At 73.1% G+C, this 22,787-nt stretch carries 20 protein-coding genes; 6 read left to right on the top strand and 14 right to left on the bottom strand.

Annotated elements, in window-relative coordinates:
• Window positions 1–747: flagellin (locus VFW24_13520; protein HEX5267784.1), on the top strand; the 747-nt coding region annotated here is incomplete at its 5' end.
• Window positions 748–886: 139 nt separating this feature from the next.
• Here the strand turns inward: VFW24_13520 and VFW24_13515 are convergent.
• A complete protein-coding gene (locus VFW24_13515; GenBank protein ID HEX5267783.1) occupies window positions 887–1,843 on the bottom strand; it encodes a nucleoside hydrolase in 957 nt (318 codons plus the stop codon).
• 110 nt (window positions 1,844–1,953) lie between these two features.
• Between VFW24_13515 and VFW24_13510 the strand changes: the two genes are divergently transcribed.
• Window positions 1,954–3,276 carry an aromatic ring-hydroxylating dioxygenase subunit alpha gene (locus tag VFW24_13510; protein HEX5267782.1) on the top strand — a complete coding sequence of 441 codons (1,323 nt, stop codon included), beginning with the start codon at window positions 1,954–1,956 and terminating at the stop codon, window positions 3,274–3,276.
• A 9-nt stretch (window positions 3,277–3,285) separates the two neighbouring features.
• Complete coding sequence (locus VFW24_13505; protein ID HEX5267781.1) at window positions 3,286–3,732, top strand: nitroreductase family deazaflavin-dependent oxidoreductase; 447 nt, start codon at window positions 3,286–3,288, stop codon at window positions 3,730–3,732.
• Between the two features lie 39 nt (window positions 3,733–3,771).
• Here the strand turns inward: VFW24_13505 and VFW24_13500 are convergent, their stop codons facing one another.
• The 7 genes from VFW24_13500 to VFW24_13470 all read right to left on the bottom strand — a co-directional run bounded on the left by VFW24_13500 (window position 3,772) and on the right by VFW24_13470 (window position 9,427).
• Entirely contained in the window at window positions 3,772–5,154 is a 1,383-nt protein-coding gene (locus VFW24_13500) for a hypothetical protein (GenBank protein HEX5267780.1), read from the bottom strand.
• A gap of 96 nt (window positions 5,155–5,250) precedes the next feature.
• Window positions 5,251–5,547: a hypothetical protein gene (locus tag VFW24_13495; protein ID HEX5267779.1), complete on the bottom strand. Its 297-nt coding sequence runs from the start codon at window positions 5,545–5,547 to the stop codon at window positions 5,251–5,253.
• Complete coding sequence (locus VFW24_13490) at window positions 5,548–5,742, bottom strand: hypothetical protein (GenBank protein ID HEX5267778.1); 195 nt, start codon at window positions 5,740–5,742, stop codon at window positions 5,548–5,550.
• Complete coding sequence (locus tag VFW24_13485) at window positions 5,739–6,251, bottom strand: carboxymuconolactone decarboxylase family protein (protein ID HEX5267777.1); 513 nt, start codon at window positions 6,249–6,251, stop codon at window positions 5,739–5,741. Before VFW24_13485 ends, VFW24_13490 begins: the two co-directional genes overlap by 4 nt.
• A gap of 53 nt (window positions 6,252–6,304) precedes the next feature.
• The gene (locus VFW24_13480; GenBank protein HEX5267776.1) at window positions 6,305–7,918 is read right to left on the bottom strand and encodes an alkaline phosphatase family protein; all 1,614 of its coding nucleotides are present in this window, start codon (window positions 7,916–7,918) and stop codon (window positions 6,305–6,307) included.
• Between the two features lie 92 nt (window positions 7,919–8,010).
• A complete protein-coding gene (locus VFW24_13475; protein ID HEX5267775.1) occupies window positions 8,011–8,790 on the bottom strand; it encodes a hypothetical protein in 780 nt (259 codons plus the stop codon).
• A gap of 34 nt (window positions 8,791–8,824) precedes the next feature.
• Window positions 8,825–9,427: an alpha/beta family hydrolase gene (locus VFW24_13470; protein ID HEX5267774.1), complete on the bottom strand. Its 603-nt coding sequence runs from the start codon at window positions 9,425–9,427 to the stop codon at window positions 8,825–8,827.
• A 36-nt stretch (window positions 9,428–9,463) separates the two neighbouring features.
• Here VFW24_13470 and VFW24_13465 point away from each other — a divergent pair, with 36 nt between their 5' ends.
• The gene (locus VFW24_13465; GenBank protein HEX5267773.1) at window positions 9,464–10,450 is read left to right on the top strand and encodes an alpha/beta hydrolase; all 987 of its coding nucleotides are present in this window, start codon (window positions 9,464–9,466) and stop codon (window positions 10,448–10,450) included.
• Here VFW24_13465 and VFW24_13460 read toward each other — a convergent pair.
• From VFW24_13460 to VFW24_13435, 6 genes are all read right to left on the bottom strand, one after another.
• Window positions 10,428–12,830, bottom strand: coding sequence for an EAL domain-containing protein (locus tag VFW24_13460; protein HEX5267772.1), 2,403 nt, complete (start codon window positions 12,828–12,830; stop codon window positions 10,428–10,430). The two genes, VFW24_13465 and VFW24_13460, sit on opposite strands and share 23 nt — an antisense overlap.
• A 67-nt stretch (window positions 12,831–12,897) precedes the next feature.
• On the bottom strand, window positions 12,898–14,520 hold the full coding sequence (locus tag VFW24_13455; protein HEX5267771.1) for a hypothetical protein: 1,623 nt from the start codon (window positions 14,518–14,520) through the stop codon (window positions 12,898–12,900).
• A complete protein-coding gene (locus tag VFW24_13450) occupies window positions 14,517–15,476 on the bottom strand; it encodes a DUF5666 domain-containing protein (protein ID HEX5267770.1) in 960 nt (319 codons plus the stop codon). Before VFW24_13450 ends, VFW24_13455 begins: the two co-directional genes overlap by 4 nt.
• Window positions 15,477–15,525: 49 nt before the next feature.
• Window positions 15,526–16,761 (bottom strand): ABC transporter permease, encoded by a 1,236-nt coding sequence (locus tag VFW24_13445; GenBank protein ID HEX5267769.1) that lies wholly within the window; start codon window positions 16,759–16,761, stop codon window positions 15,526–15,528.
• 19 nt (window positions 16,762–16,780) lie between these two features.
• Complete coding sequence (locus VFW24_13440; protein ID HEX5267768.1) at window positions 16,781–17,593, bottom strand: ABC transporter ATP-binding protein; 813 nt, start codon at window positions 17,591–17,593, stop codon at window positions 16,781–16,783.
• Window positions 17,514–19,457, bottom strand: a complete 1,944-nt coding sequence (locus VFW24_13435) for a biotin/lipoyl-binding protein (protein ID HEX5267767.1) — start codon at window positions 19,455–19,457, stop codon at window positions 17,514–17,516. Before VFW24_13435 ends, VFW24_13440 begins: the two co-directional genes overlap by 80 nt.
• Before the next feature lie 182 nt (window positions 19,458–19,639).
• On the opposite strand from VFW24_13435, the gene VFW24_13430 reads away from it, so the two are divergent.
• Both VFW24_13430 and VFW24_13425 read left to right on the top strand, forming a co-directional pair.
• On the top strand, window positions 19,640–21,046 hold the full coding sequence (locus VFW24_13430) for a trypsin-like peptidase domain-containing protein (protein HEX5267766.1): 1,407 nt from the start codon (window positions 19,640–19,642) through the stop codon (window positions 21,044–21,046).
• Window positions 21,047–21,143: 97 nt separating this feature from the next.
• Window positions 21,144–22,787, top strand: a 1,644-nt coding sequence (locus tag VFW24_13425; GenBank protein HEX5267765.1) for an acyltransferase family protein, incomplete at its 3' end; no start/stop codon positions are given.

The raw sequence follows: 22,787 nt of genomic DNA, 5'->3' as shown, positions 1-22,787 counted from the left end.
ATGAACCGTCTGTCCTCGGGTCTCCGGGTCCAGACGGCCGCCGACGACCCCGCCGGCTTCGTCGTCTCCCAGTACCTGAACAACCAGGCCGGGGGCTACGGAGTGGCCGTTTCCAACGGTCAGAACGCGGTGTCGGTCCTGCAGGTGGCGATGGGCGCCCTCAACCAGTCCGCCCAGATCCTGCAGACCATGGAGCAGCTGGCCACCCAGTCGTCCAACGGCGGTGCCGCCGATGCCACCGCCCAGTCGGCCGACCAGCAGGAGTTCTCTGCTCTGCAGAGCGAGCTCGACCAGATTGCCCATACCACCCAGTTCGGTCAGACCCAGCTCCTCGACGGGACCTACACCGGGACCTTCCAGATCGGGGCGTACAACGCCACGTTCGACCAGATCTCGGTGACGATCACGTCGGCCGGCTCCACCGCCCTCGGCGTTGGGACCGGAGCGGCCTCGGTCGGAACGACGGCGGCGGCGCAGTCGGCGATCACCCTGGTCCAGACGGCTCTGTCGAACCTCAACGCCCTGTCGGCCAAGCTCGGTGCCTCTCAGAACGAGATCCAGGGCATCGTGGCCAACATGACGATCGGCCAGCAGAACCTGACGGCAGCCGCCTCCAGCATCACCGACACCAACATGGCTCAGGAGATGACGACGTTCACGTCGAAGCAGATCCTGATGCAGACCGGTGAGTCGATGCTGGCCCAGGCCAACGCCGCACCTCAGCTGGTTCTCAAGCTGCTGGGCTGATCCCAGCTCCGAGCACCACGGCATCGGAAGGCCCCTCCGTGCCGATATCGGTTCCGTACCGAGCCCACCCGGATGGCAGTCCGCGTCCGGGTGGGCTCCTCGGAGCCTGATCCCAACAGTCGGACCAGGCTCCGCCGCATCACACCGAAGCATCCTGATCGCGGCCGTCGGCAGCCTCGACGGCGGCCAGCCACACCTCGTCGAAGGCGGGACCGTCGACCGCGGTCACGACCTCACACGCCTTGCCGTCCCGATCCTCTTCGAAGCGCAGCACCCCTTCCTCCACGACCGGACAGAGGGGCAGGACGGCAGTGGTGACCACGGGATAGCCGAGCGCCACCGCGCACGCCACCGGGTCGTACTGGAAGTTGAGAAGATCGTCCGGAAGGCCGGGGTGCGTCCTTCCCATCCCGGTCATGCCGTTGTCGGCGGCGTGGGCCCGGGCCTGGCGGCCCAGGAGCCTCCCCAGCGGCCCGGAGTCCTCCAGCCGTCCCAACTGCCCGGCGCGGAGGTGGGCCTCGAGGGTCGCACCGAGGGTCACCAGCACCAGCCCGCCCTCGGCTGCGCCCGCGAACACGCGGCGGGCCGCATCGGTGTCACACTGCACGTTCCAGTCCACGTCCGGGCCCCACGGCGGCAGGCCGGGCGCGGGCGGGCGCACCCACCCGCCCATCAGCACCACGCGCGTCCGCGCCAGCGAGCCGGGACGGCTCGCCTCCAGGCTCGCCAGATTGGTGTACGGACCGATCCCGATCACGACCGCTCCGGCATCGACGCTGGCGGCCAGCAGCCGCACCGCCCCCTCCTCGTCCGCGGGACCGGGCCGGGCCGGCTCACCGCCCCAGTAGCGGCCGTGGTCGGGCAGGCCGCCCATCTCCCGGCCCGTGGTCGACGAGACGCCCGCTCCGGCGGCCACCGGGATGTGCTGCTGTCCGGTGAGGGCCAGCATGCGTCGCACGTAGCCGGCCCGGCGCCCGTCGGGGTCGGCCACGGTCGTGACCCCGGTGATCTCGGCCCGATCGGATCCGAGCAGGAGGGCCAGCGCGGCGGCGTCATCGGTGTCCCCGGCAAAGTCGGTGTCGAGGTGGACGCGCACCGACGACAGCATGGCCGAGGCGACGGCCCGGCGATCGGGAGCCGGCCGCGGGAAGGGGTGGGCCCGGGGGCAGTTACATTGCCGGCGGAGCCGGGAGGAGGGCCCGCAGGATGCACAGCGCCGACATCGCCGCCCTGCTGGTACACGAGGACGGCTTGCTGCCCAAGGAGCGCTACACGACCCGGCAGTTCCTCGATCTCGAGATGGACCGGCTGTGGAGCCGGGTGTGGCAGGTCGCCTGTCGCGAGGAGGAGATACCCGAGCGGGGGGACTACCTCGAGTACACGATCGGGGACCAGTCGGTCCTCGTGGTGCGCGAGGGCTCAGGCGGGATCGGGTCGGGAGGGATCCGGGCCTACTACAACACCTGCCTGCACCGCGGCACCCGGTTGGCCCAGGGTTGTGGCCGCCTGCCCGACGACCGGATCCGGTGCCCCTACCACGCCTGGACCTATGGCCTCGACGGCCGCCTGATCGACGTTCCCGACCGCCAGGAGTTCCCCGCCCTGCCGGCCGACCTCGGTCTCGGCGCGGTGCGGGCGGAGGTGTGGGGCGGGTTCGTCTTCGTGAGCCTCGACCCCGGCGCTCCGCCGCTGCTGGAGTTCCTCGACCCGCTCCCGGCGCTCCTGCGCGCCTACCGGTTCGAGGACCTGCGGTTCCGTGCCTATCTCACCACGGTCGTCCCCGCCAACTGGAAGGCGGTGGTGGACGCCTTCAACGAGGGTTACCACGTGCAGGGGTTGCACCCCCAGATCCTTCCCTACACCGACGACGTCGCTCTCGAGTACGAGCAGTTCGACGTCCACGCCCACTACGGCCGGCTGGCCAACGCCCGCCGGCAGCTGCGGCCCAGCCCCCGCCTCGGCCTGGGGCCCGATCAGTACGACGAGGGTGAGATCCTGGCCAGCATGGTCGCGGGCCTCGGCGGCGCCTTCCTCAAGGAGGAACGGGCGATCGTCGAGGACGTCCGGGCCCTCGAGCCGGGGAGCCGGAGCCTGCTCGAGCTGTACCAAGAGCGCCGGTACGAGCTGCTGCGGTCGCGCGGGATCGACCTGACCGGGCTCGAGCCCGACCAGCTGACGAGCGCCGACGACGTCCTGTGGTTCCCGAACATGGTGGGACCGGTGTATCCCGGCAGTGCCATCCTGTTCCGCGTGCGTCCCAACGGGCTGAACCCCGACAGCTCCATCAAGGACACGTGGGTGCTCGAATGGCCGCGACCGGGTGCCGAGTGGAAGATGCCGACCCGCAAGTTCTTCGCCGACTGGCAGGAGCGGGACTGGGGTCTGATCACCAACCAGGATTACGGCAACCTCGGCGAGGTCCAGGCCGGGATGAGGTCCCGAGGATGTCGCGGGCTCCGGCTCAACCCGCGCCAGGAGGGCAACGTCCTCCACATGCACCGGGTGATCGACCGCTACCTGACCTCGTAGCCTGACCAGATGGACGACGACAGCGAATACGCCCCGAGCCCCTGGGACTGGGTGCGGGACCAGGTCGAGACCTACGAGCGCTCGGGTGGGAAGGACGGCACCACCCTGCTCGACACCGGGATGCCGGTGGTCGTGGTCACCCATCGCGGCAACCGGAGCGGAAAGGTCCGCAAGAGCCCGGTGATGCGGGTCGAGCACGACGGCGGCTACGCCCTCGTCGGGTCGATGGGAGGAGCGCCCAAGCACCCCGTCTGGGTGTTCAACCTCCGGGCCCGGCCCGACGAGGTCCGGCTCCAGGACGGCCCTGAGGTCTTCGACGTCACCGTGAGGGAGCTCGAGGGTGACGAACGGAGGACCTGGTGGGACCGGGCGGTCGCGGCCTACCCGCCCTACGAGGAGTACCAGGCCAAGACGTCGCGGGTCATCCCGGTGTTCCTCGCCACCCGTAAGTCCTGACCGGGACGTGTCCGCCGGCGCCCTCGCGAACCAGGCCGGTCAGTCCGGCTGCTGGCCCAGCAGCCAGTAGCCCCCGCCCGGGCGAGCGGTCATGTCGGTGAAGGCGGCGCCCGACATCGGCGCCGGCGCCCCCACCGCAGAGCCGGAGAAGCGGGCGTCCCCGAACGTGAACAGCCCGCCGTCGGACGCCACCAGCCAGTAGCCCCGGCCGCCGGGGGCGGCGGCCATGGCCGTGACCGGTGAATCGAGGCGCAGGCCGCCGGCGGAGCCGAAGAAGCCGGCGTCCCCGTAGGTGAGGATGCCGCCGTCCGACGCCACCAGCCAGTAGCCGCGGCCGTCTGGGGTGACGGCCATCCCGACGACGGGGGCGGCCAGGTGAATCCCGCCCGCCGAGCCGTAGTAGCGGGCGGTCCCGAAGCTGAACACCCCTCCGTCGGAGGCCACCAGCCAGTAGCCGCGGCCGTCAGGGGTGGGGGCCATCCCGACCACGGGCGCCGACAGCGGCAGGGCGCCGGCGGAGCCGAAGAAGCCGGCGTCCCCGTAGGTGAGGATCCCGCCGTCCGACCCCACCAGCCAGTAGCCGCCCCCGTCGGGGGTGGCGGCCATCCCGACCACCGGCGCGGCCAGGTGGAGCCCGCCGGCCGAACCGTAGAAACGGGCGTCCCCGTAGGTGAGGACCCCGCCGTCCCCACCGGCGACCCAGTAACCCCGGCCGGTGGGCGTGGCCCCGATGCCGGCGGCGTTGCCCGCGGTGGCGACCTGCCCGAGGGGCCCGAGGCCCGGCGCGCCCCCGAACGCCGCCACGACCGGTCGGGCCGGGCCGGTGTACTGCCGGTACCAGGCGTCCAGCCGCTGCCGGATCAGCACCGCCATCAGGGACCGGCCGTCGGTCGTCAGATGCAGCCTGTCGGGGCCGACCGCCCACGGGTCGGCACGCACGGTGCTGCTCCAGTCGAGCACCTCGAGGTTGCGCCAACGCCGCGCCGCCGCCCAGATCTGGGCGTTGATGGCCGACTGGCGGGGCTCGAACAGCGCGGTGGTGAGCCAGATCACGTGCATGCCGGCCAGCACCGACATGGCCTGGTCGATCTGGGCCCCGAAGGCGCCGGGGTCGCCTACGTAGTTGTTGCCGAGCTCGATGACCGCGACCGAGCCCATCTCCGGTCGGACCTTCCGGAAGACGTCGATGGCCGCCACCAGCTGCAGCCCGCCGAAGGGGGCCACCGTGGCCTTCCACCCGTCACCGGCCAGATCGGCCTGGGTGTCGGCAGCGGCGCCCAGCAGGACCGAGTCCCCCTCGATCCACGCGGTGCGGGCCGGAATGGCCGGGGCCGCCGTGGCCGGGCGGGCCGGGACCGCAACGCTCAGGGCCGCCCCCGCCAGGATCAGGCCGGCGACCGCCGCCCCGACCGCACGCCTCACCCGGCGAGGGACGCCCGACGCGATCGTGGTGGCCTCCGCCGGTCGCGACACGCCGCCGTATCGGCAGCGCCGCCGGTCCCCTGAGCCTCGCCCCGATCAGAGGGGGATGATCGTCATCTCTTCGAGGTCGAGCCCGAGGGCCACCATGATCTTGTCGCTGCTGAAGCCCATCAGCTTGAGGACCAGCTCGGCGACCTGCGCCGAGTCCAGGTGGGAGAGCACCTCGGCCCTGACCTCGTCCGTCATGTCCGCCGGGTAGGTGAGGTAGGCGTCGGCCAGGCGGAGGGCGGCCTTCTGGATCGGCGACAGCTCGCTGTCCTCGTAGTGGTCGACCTCCGCCAACAGCTTCTCGTCAGCTCCCTGCTGCTGCGCAACTGCGCCGCGGACGCTCATTCACAAGAAACAGGCCTGATAACGGGCGTTGCGCATGCGGACCAGCTCCGTCGTCACCGGGTCGACGCTGTTGATCTTGTTGGTCTCCCGGTAGATCCGGCCCCGCACCTTGGAGATCTCCGGGGACAGCGAGCCGGTGTCGGGGATCCCGAGGCTGGTCAGCTGGTCCGTGGGCAGCGGGATGCGCGGTGTCATGCCGGATCCTCTCTGGGGGGTGGGGAGAGCCACGCCGCTTCCGGGCTGGAGCCGATCCCGAGCGTCAGGCATCCCCGCTGGAACGTCTCGAAGGCGGAGACGGCGTTGACGAAGGTGTGGCAGTCGGCGGCCGAATACTGCTCCAGCACGGCTCCGACCAGCTCGTCGGTGACCCCGTTGGCGTCCATGACGAACTGCTCGGTCAGAGCCAGACAGGCCCGCTCGGCGTCCGAGAAGAGAGGCGACGTCGGCCACTCGGCCAGAGCCGAGATCCTGGCCTCCTCCAGACCCATCCGCCGGGCTGCGGCGCTGCGCACAGCCAGGCCGGCCGAGAAGCCGAGGAGCTGGGCGGTGCGCAGGCGGGCCAGTTCGAGCACCACCGGGTCGAAGCTGGCCCACACCGTCCGCTGGAGCTCGGCCACCGCCTCGAACGCGGCCGGCAACAGCGCCGCCACCCGGTCCCAGTCCGTCTCCCCCGGGGGCAGATCGGGAAGCCACGTCGTGGTCACGGCCGCAGTGTCCCACGCCTGAGGGCACGCCGCTGGATCGGACCGGGGGCCGATCACCTCGCGGCCGGCGCCACCCCGCAGACCGGCCCGCTGGGCCGGCGGGCCCGCCCGGGCTCCTGGGAAGGCGCCGACTGCGGGGTGGGGACCGGGTAGGGGTGGGGCGCAGCCTCCGCCGGGATCATCTCCGCGCACTGGACCGCTATCCGCTCGGCGTCGGTGGCCACCTGCGGGCCCGCCGAGGCAAGGACATCGGACCCCGCTCCGCTCCCTCCACGGCCGGCGAAGTCGATCGCCCCCGTCAGGTCCTCCGTGACCGACCGGCGCCAGGCGCTGAGGTTCGGGACCCCGACCCCGAAGCGCGACTCGAGGAACCGCAGCGTCGAGGTGTGGTCGAAGGTCCGGCTGCTCACCAGGCCGCCGACCGTGAACGGTGAGAGCACCAGCATGGGCACCCGGAAGCCGAGGCCGACGGGCCCGTCGATGACGGACCCGTCAGGAGCGACGTTGCTCCCGACCGCCGGCTTGGTGGTGAGCCACTCTCCGGGCGTGCCGCGTGAGGCGCCGGGAGGAGGCACGTGGTCGAAGAAACCCCCGTTCTCGTCGTAGGTGACGAAGACCACCGTGCGCTCCCACACCGCCGGGTTGGCCACCAGTGTCGCCAGCAGCTGCCGGGTGGCCTCGAGCTGCCCGAGAGGAGCGGGAGCAGGGGGATGCTCGTCGAGGGCCGACGACGGCACGATCCAGGAGACCGAAGGCAGTGTCCCCGCCGCCACGTCGCTCTGGAAGTCACCCGGGAATGCCGGCAGCAGCCCCTTCTGGAACAAGGGTGAGCTCGGATCGCGGAACGGCGGGAAGTAGTAGAGGACGGTGTCGGACAGCTCGTCGGTCGTCTGTGACCCCGCCAGCTGGTACACCTTCCAGCTGACGCCGTGGTCCTCGAGCATCTCGGGCATCGTCTTCCAGTGGAAGTCGGCCGTGGCCGACGCCAGCTGCAGCCCCGTGGCCGGGTTGTCGACCACCGGACCGCCGCCGAGATGTCCGTCGGGGTCGATCGTGGCCGACATCGAATACAGGCGGTTGGGCACGGTCGGACCCATCACCGAGCAGTGGTACCGGTCGCACACCGTGAAGGCGTCGGCCAGCGAGTAGAGGAACGCCAGGTCCTGGCGCCGGTAGTACCCCATGGTCGTCGGTCCGCCGGCTATCCCGTCGGCGGCCACATGGGTCCGCACCCAACCGTCCATGGCGCCGCCGTTCCAGCACTGGTGCTGGGCTACCCAGGCGTGGGTGATGTCGTTGGCGCACTCGGCGTCGGCGCCGGGATCGGCGGTGTCGAGGTGGAAGGGCAGGAGCCAGTGCGACGCGTGGGGCGTGGCGTCCCCCGGCGCCCACCCGTACTGGTACCAGACCGGGCGGCCGCCCCGGGCCCGCTGCCGGGGTACCCCCGGGTCGGCGAAGCCCGCCACCCCCCGGTAGCTGCCGAGGAGGTGGTCGAAGGACCGGTTCTCCATGATGAGGATCACCACGTGCTCGATGTCGTCGAGCGACCGGCACCGGGCCGGAGCGGCCGCCGCCCGCTCGATCAACCGTCCGGCCGGTCCGCTCAGACCCAGGCCCAGTCCTGCGGCCATGCCGCCGAGCGCCGACCGCCGGGTTAGCTGGGCCACGCCACAACTGTTGGCCGTCTCCCGGTCCCGCTCCTGCCCGGGAACGGCGAACTTTCAGTGGCCGGCAGGGGACCAGAGGCCGGCCCGTGGCGTCAGCGGATCCACTCCTCGAGCCGGGCCGACACCTCCCGGTAGCGGACACCCGGGATGAGGTGGACGCCGTCGAAGCCGCCCCGCTCGGCTATCTCGGCCACCAGATCGCAGGCCAGATCCACGCCCGCCATCGGGTCGCGGTCCACCGCGTCGATCCACTCCCCCGGCACGTCGATCTCGGGAATCTCCGCCGCCCACTTGCGGGCGCGCGCCCCGCTCGGGGGGACCAGCACCCCGGCGTGGACCCGCCCCGGGAAGTGGAGCGACTCCCGCCACGCCGCCAGGGCGTCGGGACGGTAGGACGCCTGGACGAACAGGAAGTCGGCGTCGGTCTTCCACGCCGGCAGCGGGCCGAGGCGGCTGGTCACGCCGACCCGGGTCGTGACCCCGTGGGCGGAGAAGGCGGGGAACCGACGCAGCTCCTCGACCATGGCGCGCACGGTCAGCTCTCCGGTCCTGGCCCCCGAAGTCGGCGCATCCCCGTAGACGAACAGGAACTCGTCGACGCCGTAGGCGGCGGCGGTGAGCAGATCGCGCCGGAACCCGAGCAGGTTCCGGTCACGCGCGTTGAGGCACGCCACGGCGCGCCCGCCCATGCGGTCGACCTCGTGAGCGACGGCGACACTGGACACGGTGGCCCGCCCCAGGTGGTTGTCGGGGATGAGGAAGCCCGAGGCGATGCGGCTCATCACCCCGATCTGGTGGCGCACCATCATCAGGTCGGGCCGTGTCGGGGGTTGGATCTCGCACACCACCTCGAATCCCGGCGGGGCCGTCACTGTCGTAGCCTAGGGATCTCCGAGCCGGTGCCCATCAGGGCGGCGGTCCGAGGGACGCCAGCCACTCCGCCACCGCCGCCGCCACCTGGTCGTCGCGCCGGCGCAGCCCGTGGTCCCCGCCCTCGACCCACACGTGGGTGACCGGTCCCGGGATGACGGATGTGGCGGCGGTCAGCTCGTCGGGCGTACCGAAGGCGTCGCGCGTCCCGGACAGGAACAGGCACGCAACCGTCAGGGCGGGCAGGTGCCCGGTGCGCAGCCGGTCGGGCCGGCCGGGCGGGTGCAGCGGGTAGCTGATCAGCGCCAGCCCCGCCGCCGGCAGCCCCGCCGCCACGACCTGGGAGCAGATGCGCCCGCCCATCGACCGTCCGCCGAGGACGAGCCGCTCGGTTCCCACGCCGAGCTGCGCCGCCAGCGCCTCGGCGCGGTCGCGCACCGCCCCCTCGAGCACGTCCGGGCGGTCCGGGCTGCGCCGCCCGGCCAGCCGGTACGGGAAGTCCATGCGCTCGACGGTCACGCCGGCGGCGGACGCGGCCCGGTCCACGGCGACGAGCGCGGGCTGGTCGGAGCCGGCGCCGGCGCCAGGGGCCAGCAGGAGGCCGGCGGGCGCGGAGCGGGTGGAGCGGGACGGCACCACGGCGGCACGCTACCGAGTCCCGTAGAATCGCCGGCCATGTCCGTCGAGCGCGCCATCGACCCCACCATCGCCGCCGTGCTGGCCCAGATGCCGGTGCTGGTCGGTGAGCTCACCGCCGAGAGCCTGCCCGCCATCCGCGCCCAGCGCCTCGCCTTCGGTGACCAGATCCAGCTGTCCGATGATGTCGAGCGCGTCGACCACACCGTGCGCGGTCCCGAAGGCGGGCCCGACGTCGTGTTGCGCGTGCACACCCCCAAGGGACTGACCGGCCCCCTTCCGTGTGTGTACTCGATCCACGGCGGCGGATACGTGCTCGGCACCTACGAGATGGAGGACCTGCGCTTCGACCAGTGGTGCCCGCGCCTGGGCATCGTCGGTGTGTCGGTCGAGTACCGCCTGGCGCCCGAGACCCCGTACCCGGGTCCCCTCGAGGACTGCTACGCCGGGCTGGCCTGGGTCTTCGACCACGCCGGCGAGCTCGGCATCGACCGCACGCGCGTGGGGATTGCGGGGGCCAGCGCGGGAGGCGGCCTGGCCGCCGGCCTGGCCCTGCTCACGAGGGACCGTGGCCAGCTCGACCTCGCATTCCAGATGCTGATCTACCCGATGATCGACGACCGTCGGGTCACGCCGTCGAGCAGCTGGGACGTGCCGATCTGGAGCCCGGCCAACAACGAGTTCGGGTGGCGCTCCTACCTCGGCCCGCTCCACGGGACCGAGCAGATCCCGCCGTACGCGGCGGCCACGCGTGCCACCGATCTCACCGGGCTTCCCCCGGCCTTCGTGTGCGTGGGCACGATGGACGGGTTCTGCGACGAGGACATCGAGTACGCCCAGCGCCTGAACCATGCCGGAGTGCCCACCGAGCTGCACGTGTATCCGGGGGCGCCGCACGGGTTCGACGGCTTTGCCCCCACGGCGCCCTTGGCGCGCCGGTGCCGGCGGGAGATGCGGGAGTGGCTGGCGGCGGTCCTGGGAGTGACGGAGGCGGAGACGCCGGTCAGTGCGCCGGCGCCGGCGTGAGCTCCCACACCCGTCCCTGAGCCAGCGCCAGCTCCAACTCGGGAGCGGGCACGGGCCGGGAGATGTAGAACCCCTGCGCCACGTCGCAGCCCATCCGGCGCAGCGACAGGAGCTGGTCGGCCACCTCGACGCCCTCGGCCACGACCTTCATGCCGAGGGAATGGCCGAGGTCGATGAGTGAGCGGAGGACGGCCTCACCATCGATGGTGGATCCCAGGCGGGAGATGAAGGATCGGTCGATCTTGAGATCGTCCACCGGGAACTGCTGGAGGTAGCTCAGCGACGAGTACCCGGTGCCGAAGTCGTCGACGGCCACCCCCACGCTCATGTCCCGCAGGGCGGCCAGAGTGGCGGCGCCCTGCCCGACGTCGTCGATCAGGGCCGACTCGGTGATCTCGAGGGTCAGCGCACTGGCCGGCAGTCCGGTCGACTCCAGCACGCGCGCCACGAAGGCGACGAAGCCGGGGTGGGTCAGCTGGCGAGCCGACACGTTCACCGCGACCGTGAGGCCGTGGGCGGTCAGCTCCTCCCGCCACACCGCCAGCTGGCGGCACGCCTCTTCCAGCACCCAGGCGCCGATGGGGACGATCAGCCCGGTCTGCTCGGCCACCGGGATGAAGTCGAGCGGCGGGACCAGGCCCTCCCCGGGGCGGTGCCAGCGCACCAGCGCCTCCACCCCGGACAGGGCGCCGTCGGCCAGGCGCACCGCCGGTTGGTAGTGCAGCACCAGCTCCGAGCGCTCCACCGCCCGGTGCAGGCCGGCCTCGATGCTGAGGCGGGCCGCGGCGGACGAACGCATGCCGGCGTCGAACACGGCGTAGGGACGGCCGCCCTCCTTGGCCCGGTACATGGCGGCGTCGGCCTCGGCCAGCAGCGTCTCGGGGTCGCGGCCCGAGGCAGAGGTGGCGATCCCGACGCTGCCCGACAGGAAGATCTCCTGGCCGGCGACGTCGAAGGGCTGGACCAGGGCGGCGGTGACCCGCTCGGCGAGGGCCGACGGGTCGCCGGTGAGGTCGGGGCTGATCACGACGAACTCGTCGCCGCCGAAGCGGCCGACCACCTCGCCGTCCAGGGCCGCGTCCTGCAGCCGCGCCGCCAGGAGCATGAGCATCTGGTCCCCGAACGAGTGGCCGTAGCTGTCGTTGATCAGCTTGAAGCGGTCGAGGTCGAGGAAGGCGACGACGACCGCCCCCTTCCGTCCGTCCGGCCCCGTCTCCTCGTCCAGCTCCCGCGCCAGCCGGTCCACGAGCAGGCTGCGGTTGGGCAGGCTGGTGAGCCCGTCGTGACAGGCCAGGTGCGCCAGGAACGCCTCGAACTCGCGCCGCTCCTCGAGCATGGTGTTGAAGGCCTCCGCCACCCGGGCCAGCTCGGCGGGGCCCTCCACCTGGGCGCACACGTCGGGGCCGCCCTGACCGGAACGCTCGATGGTCGCGGTGAGCGACCGCAGCGGCCGGGAGATCCGCCGGCGGAGCTGCAGACCCAGAACGGCGACCACGGCGAGGGTGGCGGCGCCGAGCCCGAGGTTGCGCCACAGCTCGTCCCAGGCGGAAGCCAGGGCCCGGGCCGAGGGCACCCCGGCCACGACGTGCCAGCCCGCGCCCGGCACGGGCGCCTCGGCGTAGATCCGGTCGACCCCGTCCGGCCCGGCGGCGGTGACGCCGGGCAGGGGACGGCCGAGGGCGGTCCGCGCCAGGCTGCGGCCGACGTAGCGCTGGTCGGACCCGGACGCGCTGAGGATCAGGTGCCGGGACGGGTCGAGCACCAGCAGCTCGGTATCCGACGCCCGCAGGGGCGCCTGGGCCCCCAGGCTCAGGAAGGAGGGATCGAGGGTGGCGACGAGCGCGGCGGGGGCAGGCGCTCCGCCCGTGGCGTCTCCGATCGGTTGGGCCTCCACGAAGGCGGGCCGGCCGGTCAGGGGGTTGGTGGTGACGGTCCCGTCGACGCCCTGGCCCCGCAGGGCGCGCCCGAACCAGACCTGGCCGGCGTACGGGGCGGGCACCGAGGCCAACCGGGGCTCGGAGGTGCAGACGACGGTGCCGTCGGCGCGGACCACGCTCACGAAGCCGAGCCCGAAGCGGCGGTACGACGCCAGGGCGCTGTCACAGGACGCGGGCTCCAGCGCCGCCACCGCCGGCTGGACGGCTATGGCCCGCAGGAAGGTCGGCAGGGTGCTCAGCTGGCTGGCCAGGCCGGCGGCGGCAAACTGCGCCGTCGACTGCACCTGGCCGACGGCCCGTCCCTGCTCGCGCTGGAAGGCGGAGCGGGCCGAGTAGCCGATGATCGCCCCCAGCGACAGCAGGCAGACGGCGAAGATGGCGGCCAGGTACGCGCCGATTCCCGCTCCCCCGGCCCGGCGGGCGCCCCAAAGCTTGACCACCATTGAGCTTCGGTACCGGGAGGGCCGGGCTCAATAGTCCTGACGGACGGTGGCACGGATTGACAGATGGCTAGTGCGGCGCGGTCATCCCCACGATCGGAGAGGCGAGGACGGTTCCCGACCCCGCCGGTGAGCCCGACACCGGAGCGTCCCCGTAGCCGTAGACGATGCCCGCGGCGTCAGCGAGCCAGTAGCCGGCCCCACCCGGGCCCGCCGCCAGAGCCCGGACCAGGCGGTCCCCGGAGGAGGCGGCCGAGCCGTGGAAGCCGGCGCTGCCGTACCCGAACACCCCGCCGTCGGCCGCCACCAGCCAGTACCCCGCCCCGTCCGGGGCGGCGGCCATGCCCGTGATCGGGGCCGAGAGCGGCAGGCTGCCCGCCGAGCCGGCGAACCGGGCGTCCCCGTAGGTGAACACCCCGCCGTCGGAGGCCACCAGCCAGTAGCCCCGCCCGTCCGGGGTCGAGGCCATGCCGACGATCGACGCCCGCAGGTGCAGCGCCCCCGCCGACCCGAAGAAGCCGGCGGTGCCGTAACTGAACACCCCGCCGTCGGACGACACGAGCCAGTACCCGGTGGACGCCGCTCCCGGGGCCTGGTTGACCAGTGAGAACGCCGCCGCCGAGCTGACCCCGGTCACCGAGGCGGTGACGATGTATCCGCCCGGTGTCCCGTTGGCGGTGAACGTCGGGGCCACCGCCACGCCGGACGAGTCGGTGGGCACCGTCACCGTCGTCCCTCCCCCGGCAAAGGTGCCGCTGGCTCCGTGCCCCGGCGCCCTGAACGAGACCGACGCACCCGTCACCGGGTTCTTCTGGGCGTCGGTGACGGTCACCGAGAGCGGCACGGGGAACGGCTTGTTGACCGGCGTGGCCTGCGAGGACCCGGACCCCGGCGAGATGGCGGCGGGCGCCGAGGCCAGGTTGGTCAGCTGATAGGCGGCGGTGCCGGTGATGCCCGGGGTGCTGGCGGAGGCCGAGAACGAGCCCGCCACCTGGTTGGCATCGAGCACCGGGGACGTGGCGATGCCCGAGGAGGTGGTCGGCTCGGTGGCGGTGCCACCTCCCGGGTTGAACGTGGCCCCCGCTCCTCCCGACCCGGCCTGGACCGTGAAGGTGACGTTCACGTTCTGGACCGGGTTCCCGTTGGCGTCGACCACCTCGGCCTGCAGCGGGCCGCCGTACGGGGAGCCGACGGTTGCCGTCTGGTTGCCGCCCGAGGTCGGAATTATGTTCGCCGTCACCCCCGCCGACGTGTTGGTCAGGTTGAACGATCCCGTGGAGGTGACGCCGTTCACCGTGGCCGTGGCGTTGACGAGGTAGTTGCCCGCCGTGTTGTTGGCCGTGAAGGTCCCCGCGCTGGCCACCCCGTTCTGGGTCCCGACCGTGTAGGTGGTGGTCTGCGACAGCTGGAAGATCCCGCTGGCGCCGGTCGACGGGGCGGTGAAGGTCACCGAGGTGGGCGTGGAGATCGGGCACCCGCCGTCGTCATAGACGGTGACCTGGAGCGACTGTGGGAACGCGGTGCCGATCTTCGTGGTCTGAGGCGTCCCCTGGGTCGGGGCCACGCTGTCGGCCGGGCCCGGGGATGCACAGGCCGCGCCCGCCGCAGGAGCGAAGCCGCCCCATCCGGCGCCGAGCGCCCCCACGGCGACGATCACGGCCGCGCCGGCGCGGCCGCCGAGGCGCAACCTCATGCCCCGGTGCCGGTGCCCGGCGCGCCACCGGTCCCGGCGCCTCCGCCACCGCCACGCCCGAAGCCTCCGCCGCCGAACCCGGTGGAGCAGCCGTTGGGGCCGGCGGGCCGGATCATGAGCCGCTGGGCGGTCACCGCCCCGGTGGTGTCGGACGGGCCGAACGCTGTCACGCAGTCACCGACGATCACCGCTGAGGCGGTGGCGGCGCGGGTCTCCATGAAGCGGGTCGAGGACGTGTAGGTGAAGCTGGCGGCGGGGGTCAGCCGGAACCGGGCTCCCCCGCGGGCGCGGGTGGTGCTCGTCGTGCTCGTGGTGCTGGGGGGAGGCGGGACGGTGACCTCGACGGTCGTGCCGTTGATCGCGGTGATCTTGCCGTCGGACACGCCCACGTTGGCGAGCTGCGCCTGGCGCTGGGCCCGCTGCGCCGCCGACAGCGTCGTGCGGGTGGTGCTCCCGCCGGCCGCGCCCCCCGTGCCGGCCCTCCGCCCGCCGAAGCCGCCGGCCCCGCCGCCGAACCCTCCGCCCGGTCCCCCGCCGAAGGCGGCTCCCGGGCCCCCGGCGCACGATCCCGACACCACGGCGTCGATGGTGACGGTCGTGGCGGCCACCGGGCCGGCCGAGGTCTTGGTGCCCGAGGCCGTCACGCACTGCCCGACCGCCAGGGCCGAGGAGGTGACGGTCACGGTCTGGGTTATGACCGTCGATCCGTTGAGGTTCACCGTCGTCTGGCCGGTGGTCGGGTCCTGAACCTCCAGGACCGATCCGTTTACCGCCGCCACCTGCCCCGACACGCCGGGCGGGGCCTGCGGCGCGCCCGTTCCGCTGGAGGACGGGCGCGCCGCCGCCTGGGTGGTCCCGGTGGTGGCCGTGGGCGAGCCGCCGCCGCACGCCGCCGCCGCGGCGCCGAGCAGCCCGACGAGAGCCGGGACGGACAGATGGCGGGGGGACATCCTCATCGGTTGTTCTTCCTTCTTCGGGTATCCGGGGGGTTCTTGACGGGGATCGTCACTCGTTGCGGAGGGCGTCGATCGGAGCCAGGCGGGCGGCGCGGGTGGCCGGGTAGACGCCGAACCCGAGCCCGATGCCGAGTGACACCGCCACGGCGGCGACCGCGGCCGGGGCCGATATGACGATCGGGTTGGAGATGACGTGGGGCAGGCCGGTCGCGCCGGCGAGGCCGAGCAGGAGTCCCACGACCCCCCCGGCGAGGCCGAGCACGGCGGCCTCCACCAGGAACTGCCGGCGGATGACCGCCGGGGTGGCGCCGAGGGCCTTGCGCAACCCGATCTCCCGGACCCGCTCGGTGACCGACACCAGCATGATGTTCATCACCCCGATCCCCCCGACGAGGAGGGAGATGGCGGCGATGCCGCCGAGCAGGATCGTCAGGGTGTGGTCGACCGACGTGGCGGTGGACAGGATCTGGTCCTGGGTGGTGATGGTGAAGTTGGCGGCGGCCGGCGTGGTGGCCCCCGTCTCGTTGAGCAGCAGGTCGTCGGCCTCCTGGTAGGCGGCCGAGAGCGTGTCCTTCGACAGGGCGGTGAGCTGGATCGACGAGACCGAGTTGCGCCCGAAGATCCCGGTGAGGCGCTGCTGGTAGGTGGAGATCGGCACGATCGCCTGGTCGTCCTGGGTGGTCCCGCTGGAACCCGACGAGCCCTGCGGAGTCAGCACACCCACGACGGTGAACGACTGGCCGCCGATGACCAACGAGCTGCCGACCGGGTCGACGAATCCGTAGAGCTCGCTGGCGGTGGTCGGGGCCAGCACCGCGACGGGCCTGGCCTGGCTCACGTCGGCGGAGGTGAAGAAGCTCCCCTCGGCCATCTGGCGGCCCCGCACCGGCATCCAGCCCGGGCTCGACCCGACCACCGTCGTGGTCCAGTTGGTGGAGCCGTTGATCAGCACGGCGCTGCGCTGGCTGATCGGCGCCACCGCCCCGACATCGGGGCAGTCGCGCCGGTTGGCCAGGGCGTCCGCATCGGCCACGGTGAGCGCCGTCGAGGTCCCCAGGCCGCCGCGGATCCCACCGGAGGTGGACGAGCCCGGAGTCACCGTCAGGAGGTTCGAGCCCAGGGCCGAGATGGCCGAGTTCACGCTCGACGACGCCCCCTCCCCGAGACCGACGGTGAGGATGACGGCGGCGATGCCGATGAGGATGCCGAGCATGGTGAGGGCCGAGCGCAGCCGGTGGCTGACAATGGCTTCCGCTCCCGTGCGGAGGGTCTCGAGCCAGCTCAACGCCGCGCCCCGGACCGGCTCACTGGACCCGCCCGTCGTGCATCCGGACGACGCGCTGGGCCACGTCGGCCACGTCGGGCTCGTGGGTGATGAGAACGATGGTCCGACCGGCGGCGTGCAGCTCGGTGAACAGCGCCAGGATGTCCCCGCTCGACGTCGAGTCCAGGTTCCCCGTCGGCTCGTCGGCCAGCACGACGGCGGGATCGGTCACCAGCGCCCGGGCCACGGCCACCCGCTGCTGCTGTCCGCCCGAGAGCTCACCGGGGCGGTGGTCGACGCGGTCGGCCAGGCCCACCCGCCCGAGCGCCTCGATGGCCCGCGTCCGCCTGTCGGCCCGCGGCACGCCGGCGTAGACGAGCGGCAGCTCGACGTTGCGCCACGCCGTGAGACTGGCGAGCAGGTTGAACTGCTGGAAGACGAACCCGATGCGCCGGTTGCGCACCGTCGCCAGCTCGACCTCGTTCATGCGGCCTACGTCCTGGCCCGACAGCAGGTAGGTCCCCGAGGTCACCACGTCCAGGCAGCCGATGATGTGCATGAGCGTCGACTTGCCGGAGCCGGACGGGCCCATGATGGCCACCAGCTCGCCCTCGTCGATGCGCAACGAGACGCCGCGCAGCGCCTCCACCGAAAGCGTCCCGGAGCGGTAGACCTTGCGCACCCCGTCGAGCTCGATGATGGGCCGTGGCCCCGGCACCGCCCCGGGCCGGGGGAGGGCGGCCGGGTCGAGGACCGCCGTCGGGCCGCCGGCGTCAACCACCGCCGCCACCGGTGAACTGACGCAGGCCGCCGCCTCCCAGACCGCCGCCGCCGGCGCCACCCCCGCCGCCACCGAAGAAGGCGCCGCCGCCTCCGCCGGCCCCGCCGCCGAGGCCACCGAAGCCGCCTGCACCCCCCCGGCCGCCGCGGCCCGTCGTGGTGCCCGACCGGCCGGTCGGCAGCGAGGAGCTCAGGGTGGCCAGGACCACGGGCTGGCCGGACTGCAGACCGGACGTGATCTGGGTCAGTCCGTTGCCCGCCCCGCCGACGGTGACCGCCTGCGCCACCTCCCTGCCGTTCTGGAGCAGGTACACGAAGCTGCGCGCCCCGAGGGTGTGTACGGCGCTGGAGGGCACGGTCAACACGTTGGTGAACTGCTCGATCACGATGGCCACGCTGGCCCCGGCTCCGGAGTACAGGCCGCCGGGACTGCCGGTCACGGCAATGGTCACCGGGTAGGTCGCCACGCCGCTGCTGCTCGTGGCCAGGAGGCCGACGGTGCTGACGGTGCCGAAGACCGGGGCGGTGGAGCCGTCGGGGGTGATGATGGCCTGGTCGCCGACCTTCACCTCGCCGATCTCCGAGTCGCTGACGCTGGTGCTGACCGCGTAGGCGCCGGGGCTGACCACGACGATGGCGCTGGACGACGACGAGCTGCTCGAGCTGGACGACGACGACCCCCCGAGCAGCGACGACAGGGCGCTGCTGGGCGAACTCGCTCCTGAGCCCCCGGACCCCGATCCCGACGACGAGCCGGAGCTGCCCCCGCCGCTCGCGCTCTGGCCGGTGGTGATGTTGACCGCCGCGACCGTGCCTGCGATCGGGGAGGCGATCGTGGCGTTGTCCATGTTGTCCTGCGCCGTCGCCAGGCCCGCCTGCGCCGAGGCCACCGAGGCCCGGTCCGCCTCGAGCTGGGCCGGCGTCACCGACGTCTGCAGGGCGGTCAACGAGGACTGGGCGTTGTCGAGGGACAGCTGGGCGCTGGCCACCTGGTTCTGGGCCTGCTGCAGGCTCTGGGTGTTCTTGAGCTGGGTGGACTGGAGGGACTGCTGCGCCGACTGCACCGCGGTCTGGTCCTTGCCCACCGTCTGCTGGTCCTGGTTGACCTTGGACTGATCGGTCGCGACCGTGCTCTGGTCGGCGCTGCACTGCGACGACGAGGCGGACCCGGCGCTGCCCGAGCCCGACGACCCGGAGGGGCCTGACCCCGAGGTGCCCGAGCCCGACGACGCTCCGGACGCGTCACCCTGGCAGTCGTTGGCCTCCTTCTGCTGCGCGGCGGAGAGGGTCGACTGGTCCTGTTCGGAGGTCGCCTGGTCGTCGGAGAGCGTGGTCTCGGCCGACTGCACCGCCGCCTGGGCCGTGGACAGGGCCTGGGCGTTGGACTGCTGGGCGGTGACGACGCCCTGCTGCGCCGTCGCCAGCGCCAGCCGGGCCGTGGCCACCTGGCCCTGGGAGCTGGTCAGCTGTTGGGTCGTCGCTCCCTGCAGGTCGGTGTCCAGCTTGGACGTGGCGCTCGCCACGTTGGCCTGGGCGCTGTCGAGGGACGCCTGCAGGCTGGTGGTGTCCTCTCGGGCCAGGACCTGCCCGGCCCCCACCTTCTGGCCCACCGCCACGGCGACGCTCTGCACCAGGCCGGACACGCCGAAGTTGAGGTTGGCCTGGTTGATGTCGGCGATGGTCCCGCTGGTCGAGATCTCCTGGCGGATGGTCCCGAGCGACGCCGCCACCGTCCTGAAGGTGGGGGCCGAGCTGCCCGTCGAGAGGTAGATCCCGACACCGGCGCCGATCAGCGCCAGCACCGCCACCAGCGCCAACCAGCGCCGCCGGGCCAGGACCCGCACGGGCGCGAGCCACCGCCGCCGCGGGCGGGCGGGAACAAACTGCTCCTCCGTCGGCGCCAGGGCATCCTCGGCGCCGGCCACGGTGGTCGCCAAAACGTCCTCCTCGACCGGATCGTCCTGGCGAGGTAACCGCCCCTGGATGGGTGCACCCTGGACCATTCCTGAGAAAGCCCTGTGAATCCCCGGAAATGCGGGGCGGCCCAGGAGACTCACAGGCGGCTCCCAACCAGCGCGGCGAGACTGCCCCCAGCGAGACCCAGAGGAGACGAAGGACCGTGTCGGACAACCCCACGTGGGAGCCGGATGAACAAGAGGCCCGGCCCGGAGAGCGGCCGACGGCCGAGCAGCCGGTCCTTCCCGGCGGTTGGAGCTCCGGGGACTGGCTCTACCCCCCGCCCCCCGGCGGGGAATGGGTGCCCCCGGCGCCGGCCGGATCCGGCCCGGGCGGGGGGCGGCAGGCGTGGCGGCGCACCGCCGTCGGCCTGGCCGTTGTGGCCCTGGTCCTGGCGTCGGGTGGTCTCGGCGCCGCCATCGGCGTGGCCGTGCACGACCACTCGTCCCCGAGCGCCTTCCAGCCCTCCGTGCTCCCCACCATCCCGTCCCTCGGCGGCGGAGGTGGGGGCGGCGTCGGAGGCGGGGTCGGGGCCGGCACCCCGACCACCGTGGCCCCGACCTCGGGGATCGACGCCAACGCCGTGGCGAGCAAGGTGGATCCCGCCGTGGTCGACATCAACACCACCCTGGCCGGCGGTGGGCGGGCGGCCGGGACCGGCATCGTGCTGACCTCGGGCGGCGTGGTGCTGACCAACAACCACGTGATCGCCGACGCCCAGACCATCCGGGCCCAGATCGGCGGCACCGGCCGGACCTACACCGGGAAGGTCGTGGGCTACGACGTGGTCGACGACGTCGCGGTAGTCCAGCTGCAGGGCGCGTCGGGGCTCAGGACGGCGACGCTCGGCAATTCCTCGTCCCTGGCCGTCGGCACCCCGGTGGTGGCCATCGGCAACGCCCTGGGCCAGGGCGGCACGCCGCAGGCCACCGAGGGAACGGTCACCGCCCTCGACCAGACCATCACCGTGCAGGGGGACATCACTCCCGGTGAGACCCTCAAGGGCCTGATCCAGTTCAACGCCCCGATCCAGTCCGGGGACTCGGGCGGCCCGCTGGTCGACGCCCACGGCCGGGTCGTCGGCATGGACACGGCGGCGGCGTTCGGTGGGGGCTTCCGCTCCCGGCAGGGTCCTTCCGACGCCGGCTTCGCCATCCCGATCAACACCGCGCTGCCGATCGCCCAGAAGATCAGCGCCGGCAAGGCCGGCGGGAACATCCACATCGGGCCCCGGCCGCTGATGGGCGTCGAGGTCAGCGACGCCGGCGGCTCGCAGTCCGGCGGGGGGACCGGGGGCTTCGGCGGGTTCGGCTCGCAGACCCCGAGCGCGCCGGTCAGCTCCGGCGCCCTCGTCGAGGGGGTGACCTCGGGCTCGCCGGCGGCATCGGTCGGCCTGGCGGCCGGGGACGTGATCGTGAGTCTCGGGGGCCAGACGATCAGCGACTCCTCCGGCCTGAGCGCCGCCATCCTCCGGCACCAGGTGGGCGAGACGGTGTCGGTCGGCTGGGTGGACCAGTCCGGCAACCACCACACCGCCGACGTGACCCTGGTGGCCGGCCCTCCGGCCTGACCACCAAGATCTGGTCCGGGCCCGGCCATTCCGCCTGAACCGGGTCCGGACCGGTTCCGCGCCTTGATGACGGGCCCGCCGTGACGATGTAGAGGACATGCCCGCCCTCGACGGCCTGCGCGCCCTGGCCGTCGGTGCCGTCCTCGCCTACCACCTCGGTATCGGCTGGGCCGGCGGGGGCTACCTCGGGGTCGACCTCTTCTTCGTCCTCAGCGGCTTTCTCATCACCGGGCTCCTGGCCGGCGAGATCGGCGCCCACGGCCGCATCTCCCTGCGGAGGTTCTGGGCCCGGCGGGCCCGGCGGCTGCTTCCCGCCCTGCTCGTCGTGCTCGTGGCGCTGAGCGTGTACGCCGGCCTGGCCGGCCGGGCGGGGGGAGCCCTCAACCCCGCCCTGCTGCGCAACGACGGGCTGGCGGCGCTGGCCTACTTCGCCAACTGGCACTTCCTGGCCGCCCACCAGTCGTACTTCGCCCAGTTCGCCGCGCCGTCCCCGCTGGAGCACACCTGGTCGCTGGCGATCGAGGAGCAGTTCTACATCGTGTGGCCGTTGCTGCTCACCGGGGTGGTGGCGGTGGCGGGCCGCTCGTGGCGCAAGGCCGCCCTCGGGGTCACGGTGCTGCTGGCGTGGTGGTCGGTCGCCTCGATGGCCCTCGTGTCCCACGGGGCGAGCGATCCCAGCCGCGCCTACTTCGGGACCGACAGCCGGGCCTTCGAGCTGCTGGTCGGCGCCGCGCTGGCCCTGCTCCTCGCCAACCGGCCGCGGTGGCAGCCCCGCCGCCCCGCCGCCCTGCACGCCGCCGGGGCCGGATCCCTCCTCGCTCTCGGGGCCGGGTGGTCGTGGCTCGGTGGCCCGCCGCCGTGGATGTTCCGGGGCGGCCTGCTGGCGGCGGCGGTGCTGGCCGCGGTGCTGATCGCCAGCGTCAGCCGGCCCGACCGGGGCCCGACCGGCCGGCTGCTCTCACTCGGGCCGCTGCGGTGGGTCGGCCGCATCTCCTACGGGCTGTATCTCTGGCACTGGCCCCTGTTCGCGCTGGTCCGGCCCCACGTCAGGAGCTGGCCGGCGCCGGCAGCGGATGTCGCGCTGGTGGCGGCCACCTTCGCGGTGGCGACCGCCAGCTACTACCTGATCGAGATGCCGGTCCGGCGGGGCGCCTTCTCCGGATGGCGACGGCTGGTGGCCCTCCCCGCCGCCATCGGCGCGACCACGGCGGCGGTGCTCATCGCCTCGGTCCCGGTGGCTCCCGCCGTCGCCGCCGCGCCCCCCTCCCCGGGCGAAGGGGCCGTCGCGGTCGTCCCGGCCGCCTCGCCCGTCACCTTCGGCCTGCCCCGGGTTCCGACCCGCTCCGACCCGCTGCGCGTCCTCGTGATCGGCGACAGCGTGATGGACGACGCCGAGCCCGGCCTGGCGGCCCTGCTGCAGTCGACGGGGGTGGTGCGGGTGACCAACACCGCCGCGCCGTGGTGGGGTCTGACCCAGAGCCACTGGCAGACCGACTGGCCCGCCCTGATCGCCCGGGTGCGGCCCGAGGTGGTCATCGGGACCTGGGGCTGGGACCTGGCCCAGGCGCAGGCCGACCCGGCCGCCTACCGGCAGCTGCTCGACCGCGCCGTCAGCGAGCTTCTGGCCCCCGGTGACGGCGTCGCCGGCGTGGTGCTGCTGCAATACCCGCGCATCGGCCCCCACCCCGGCTTCGACGCCGCAACCCTCGCCAACGAGGAGACGGCGCGTGAGGCGTGGAAC

The organism is Acidimicrobiales bacterium (assembly GCA_036273495.1).
In the GTDB taxonomy this organism is placed as follows: domain Bacteria; phylum Actinomycetota; class Acidimicrobiia; order Acidimicrobiales; family JAJPHE01; genus DASSEU01.
This window is presented reverse-complemented; position numbering and strand designations above follow the sequence as displayed.

Coding starts and splice junctions, on each gene's coding strand:
- VFW24_13455 (HEX5267771.1), bottom strand. CDS start 14,520: ATGAGGTTGCGCCTCGGCGGCCGCGCCGGCGCGGCCGTGATCGTCGCC.
- VFW24_13465 (HEX5267773.1), top strand. CDS start 9,464: ATGTCCGTCGAGCGCGCCATCGACCCCACCATCGCCGCCGTGCTGGCC.
- VFW24_13490 (HEX5267778.1), bottom strand. CDS start 5,742: ATGACACCGCGCATCCCGCTGCCCACGGACCAGCTGACCAGCCTCGGG.
- VFW24_13450 (HEX5267770.1), bottom strand. CDS start 15,476: ATGAGGATGTCCCCCCGCCATCTGTCCGTCCCGGCTCTCGTCGGGCTG.
- VFW24_13460 (HEX5267772.1), bottom strand. CDS start 12,830: ATGGTGGTCAAGCTTTGGGGCGCCCGCCGGGCCGGGGGAGCGGGAATC.
- VFW24_13505 (HEX5267781.1), top strand. CDS start 3,286: ATGGACGACGACAGCGAATACGCCCCGAGCCCCTGGGACTGGGTGCGG.
- VFW24_13510 (HEX5267782.1), top strand. CDS start 1,954: ATGCACAGCGCCGACATCGCCGCCCTGCTGGTACACGAGGACGGCTTG.
- VFW24_13495 (HEX5267779.1), bottom strand. CDS start 5,547: ATGAGCGTCCGCGGCGCAGTTGCGCAGCAGCAGGGAGCTGACGAGAAG.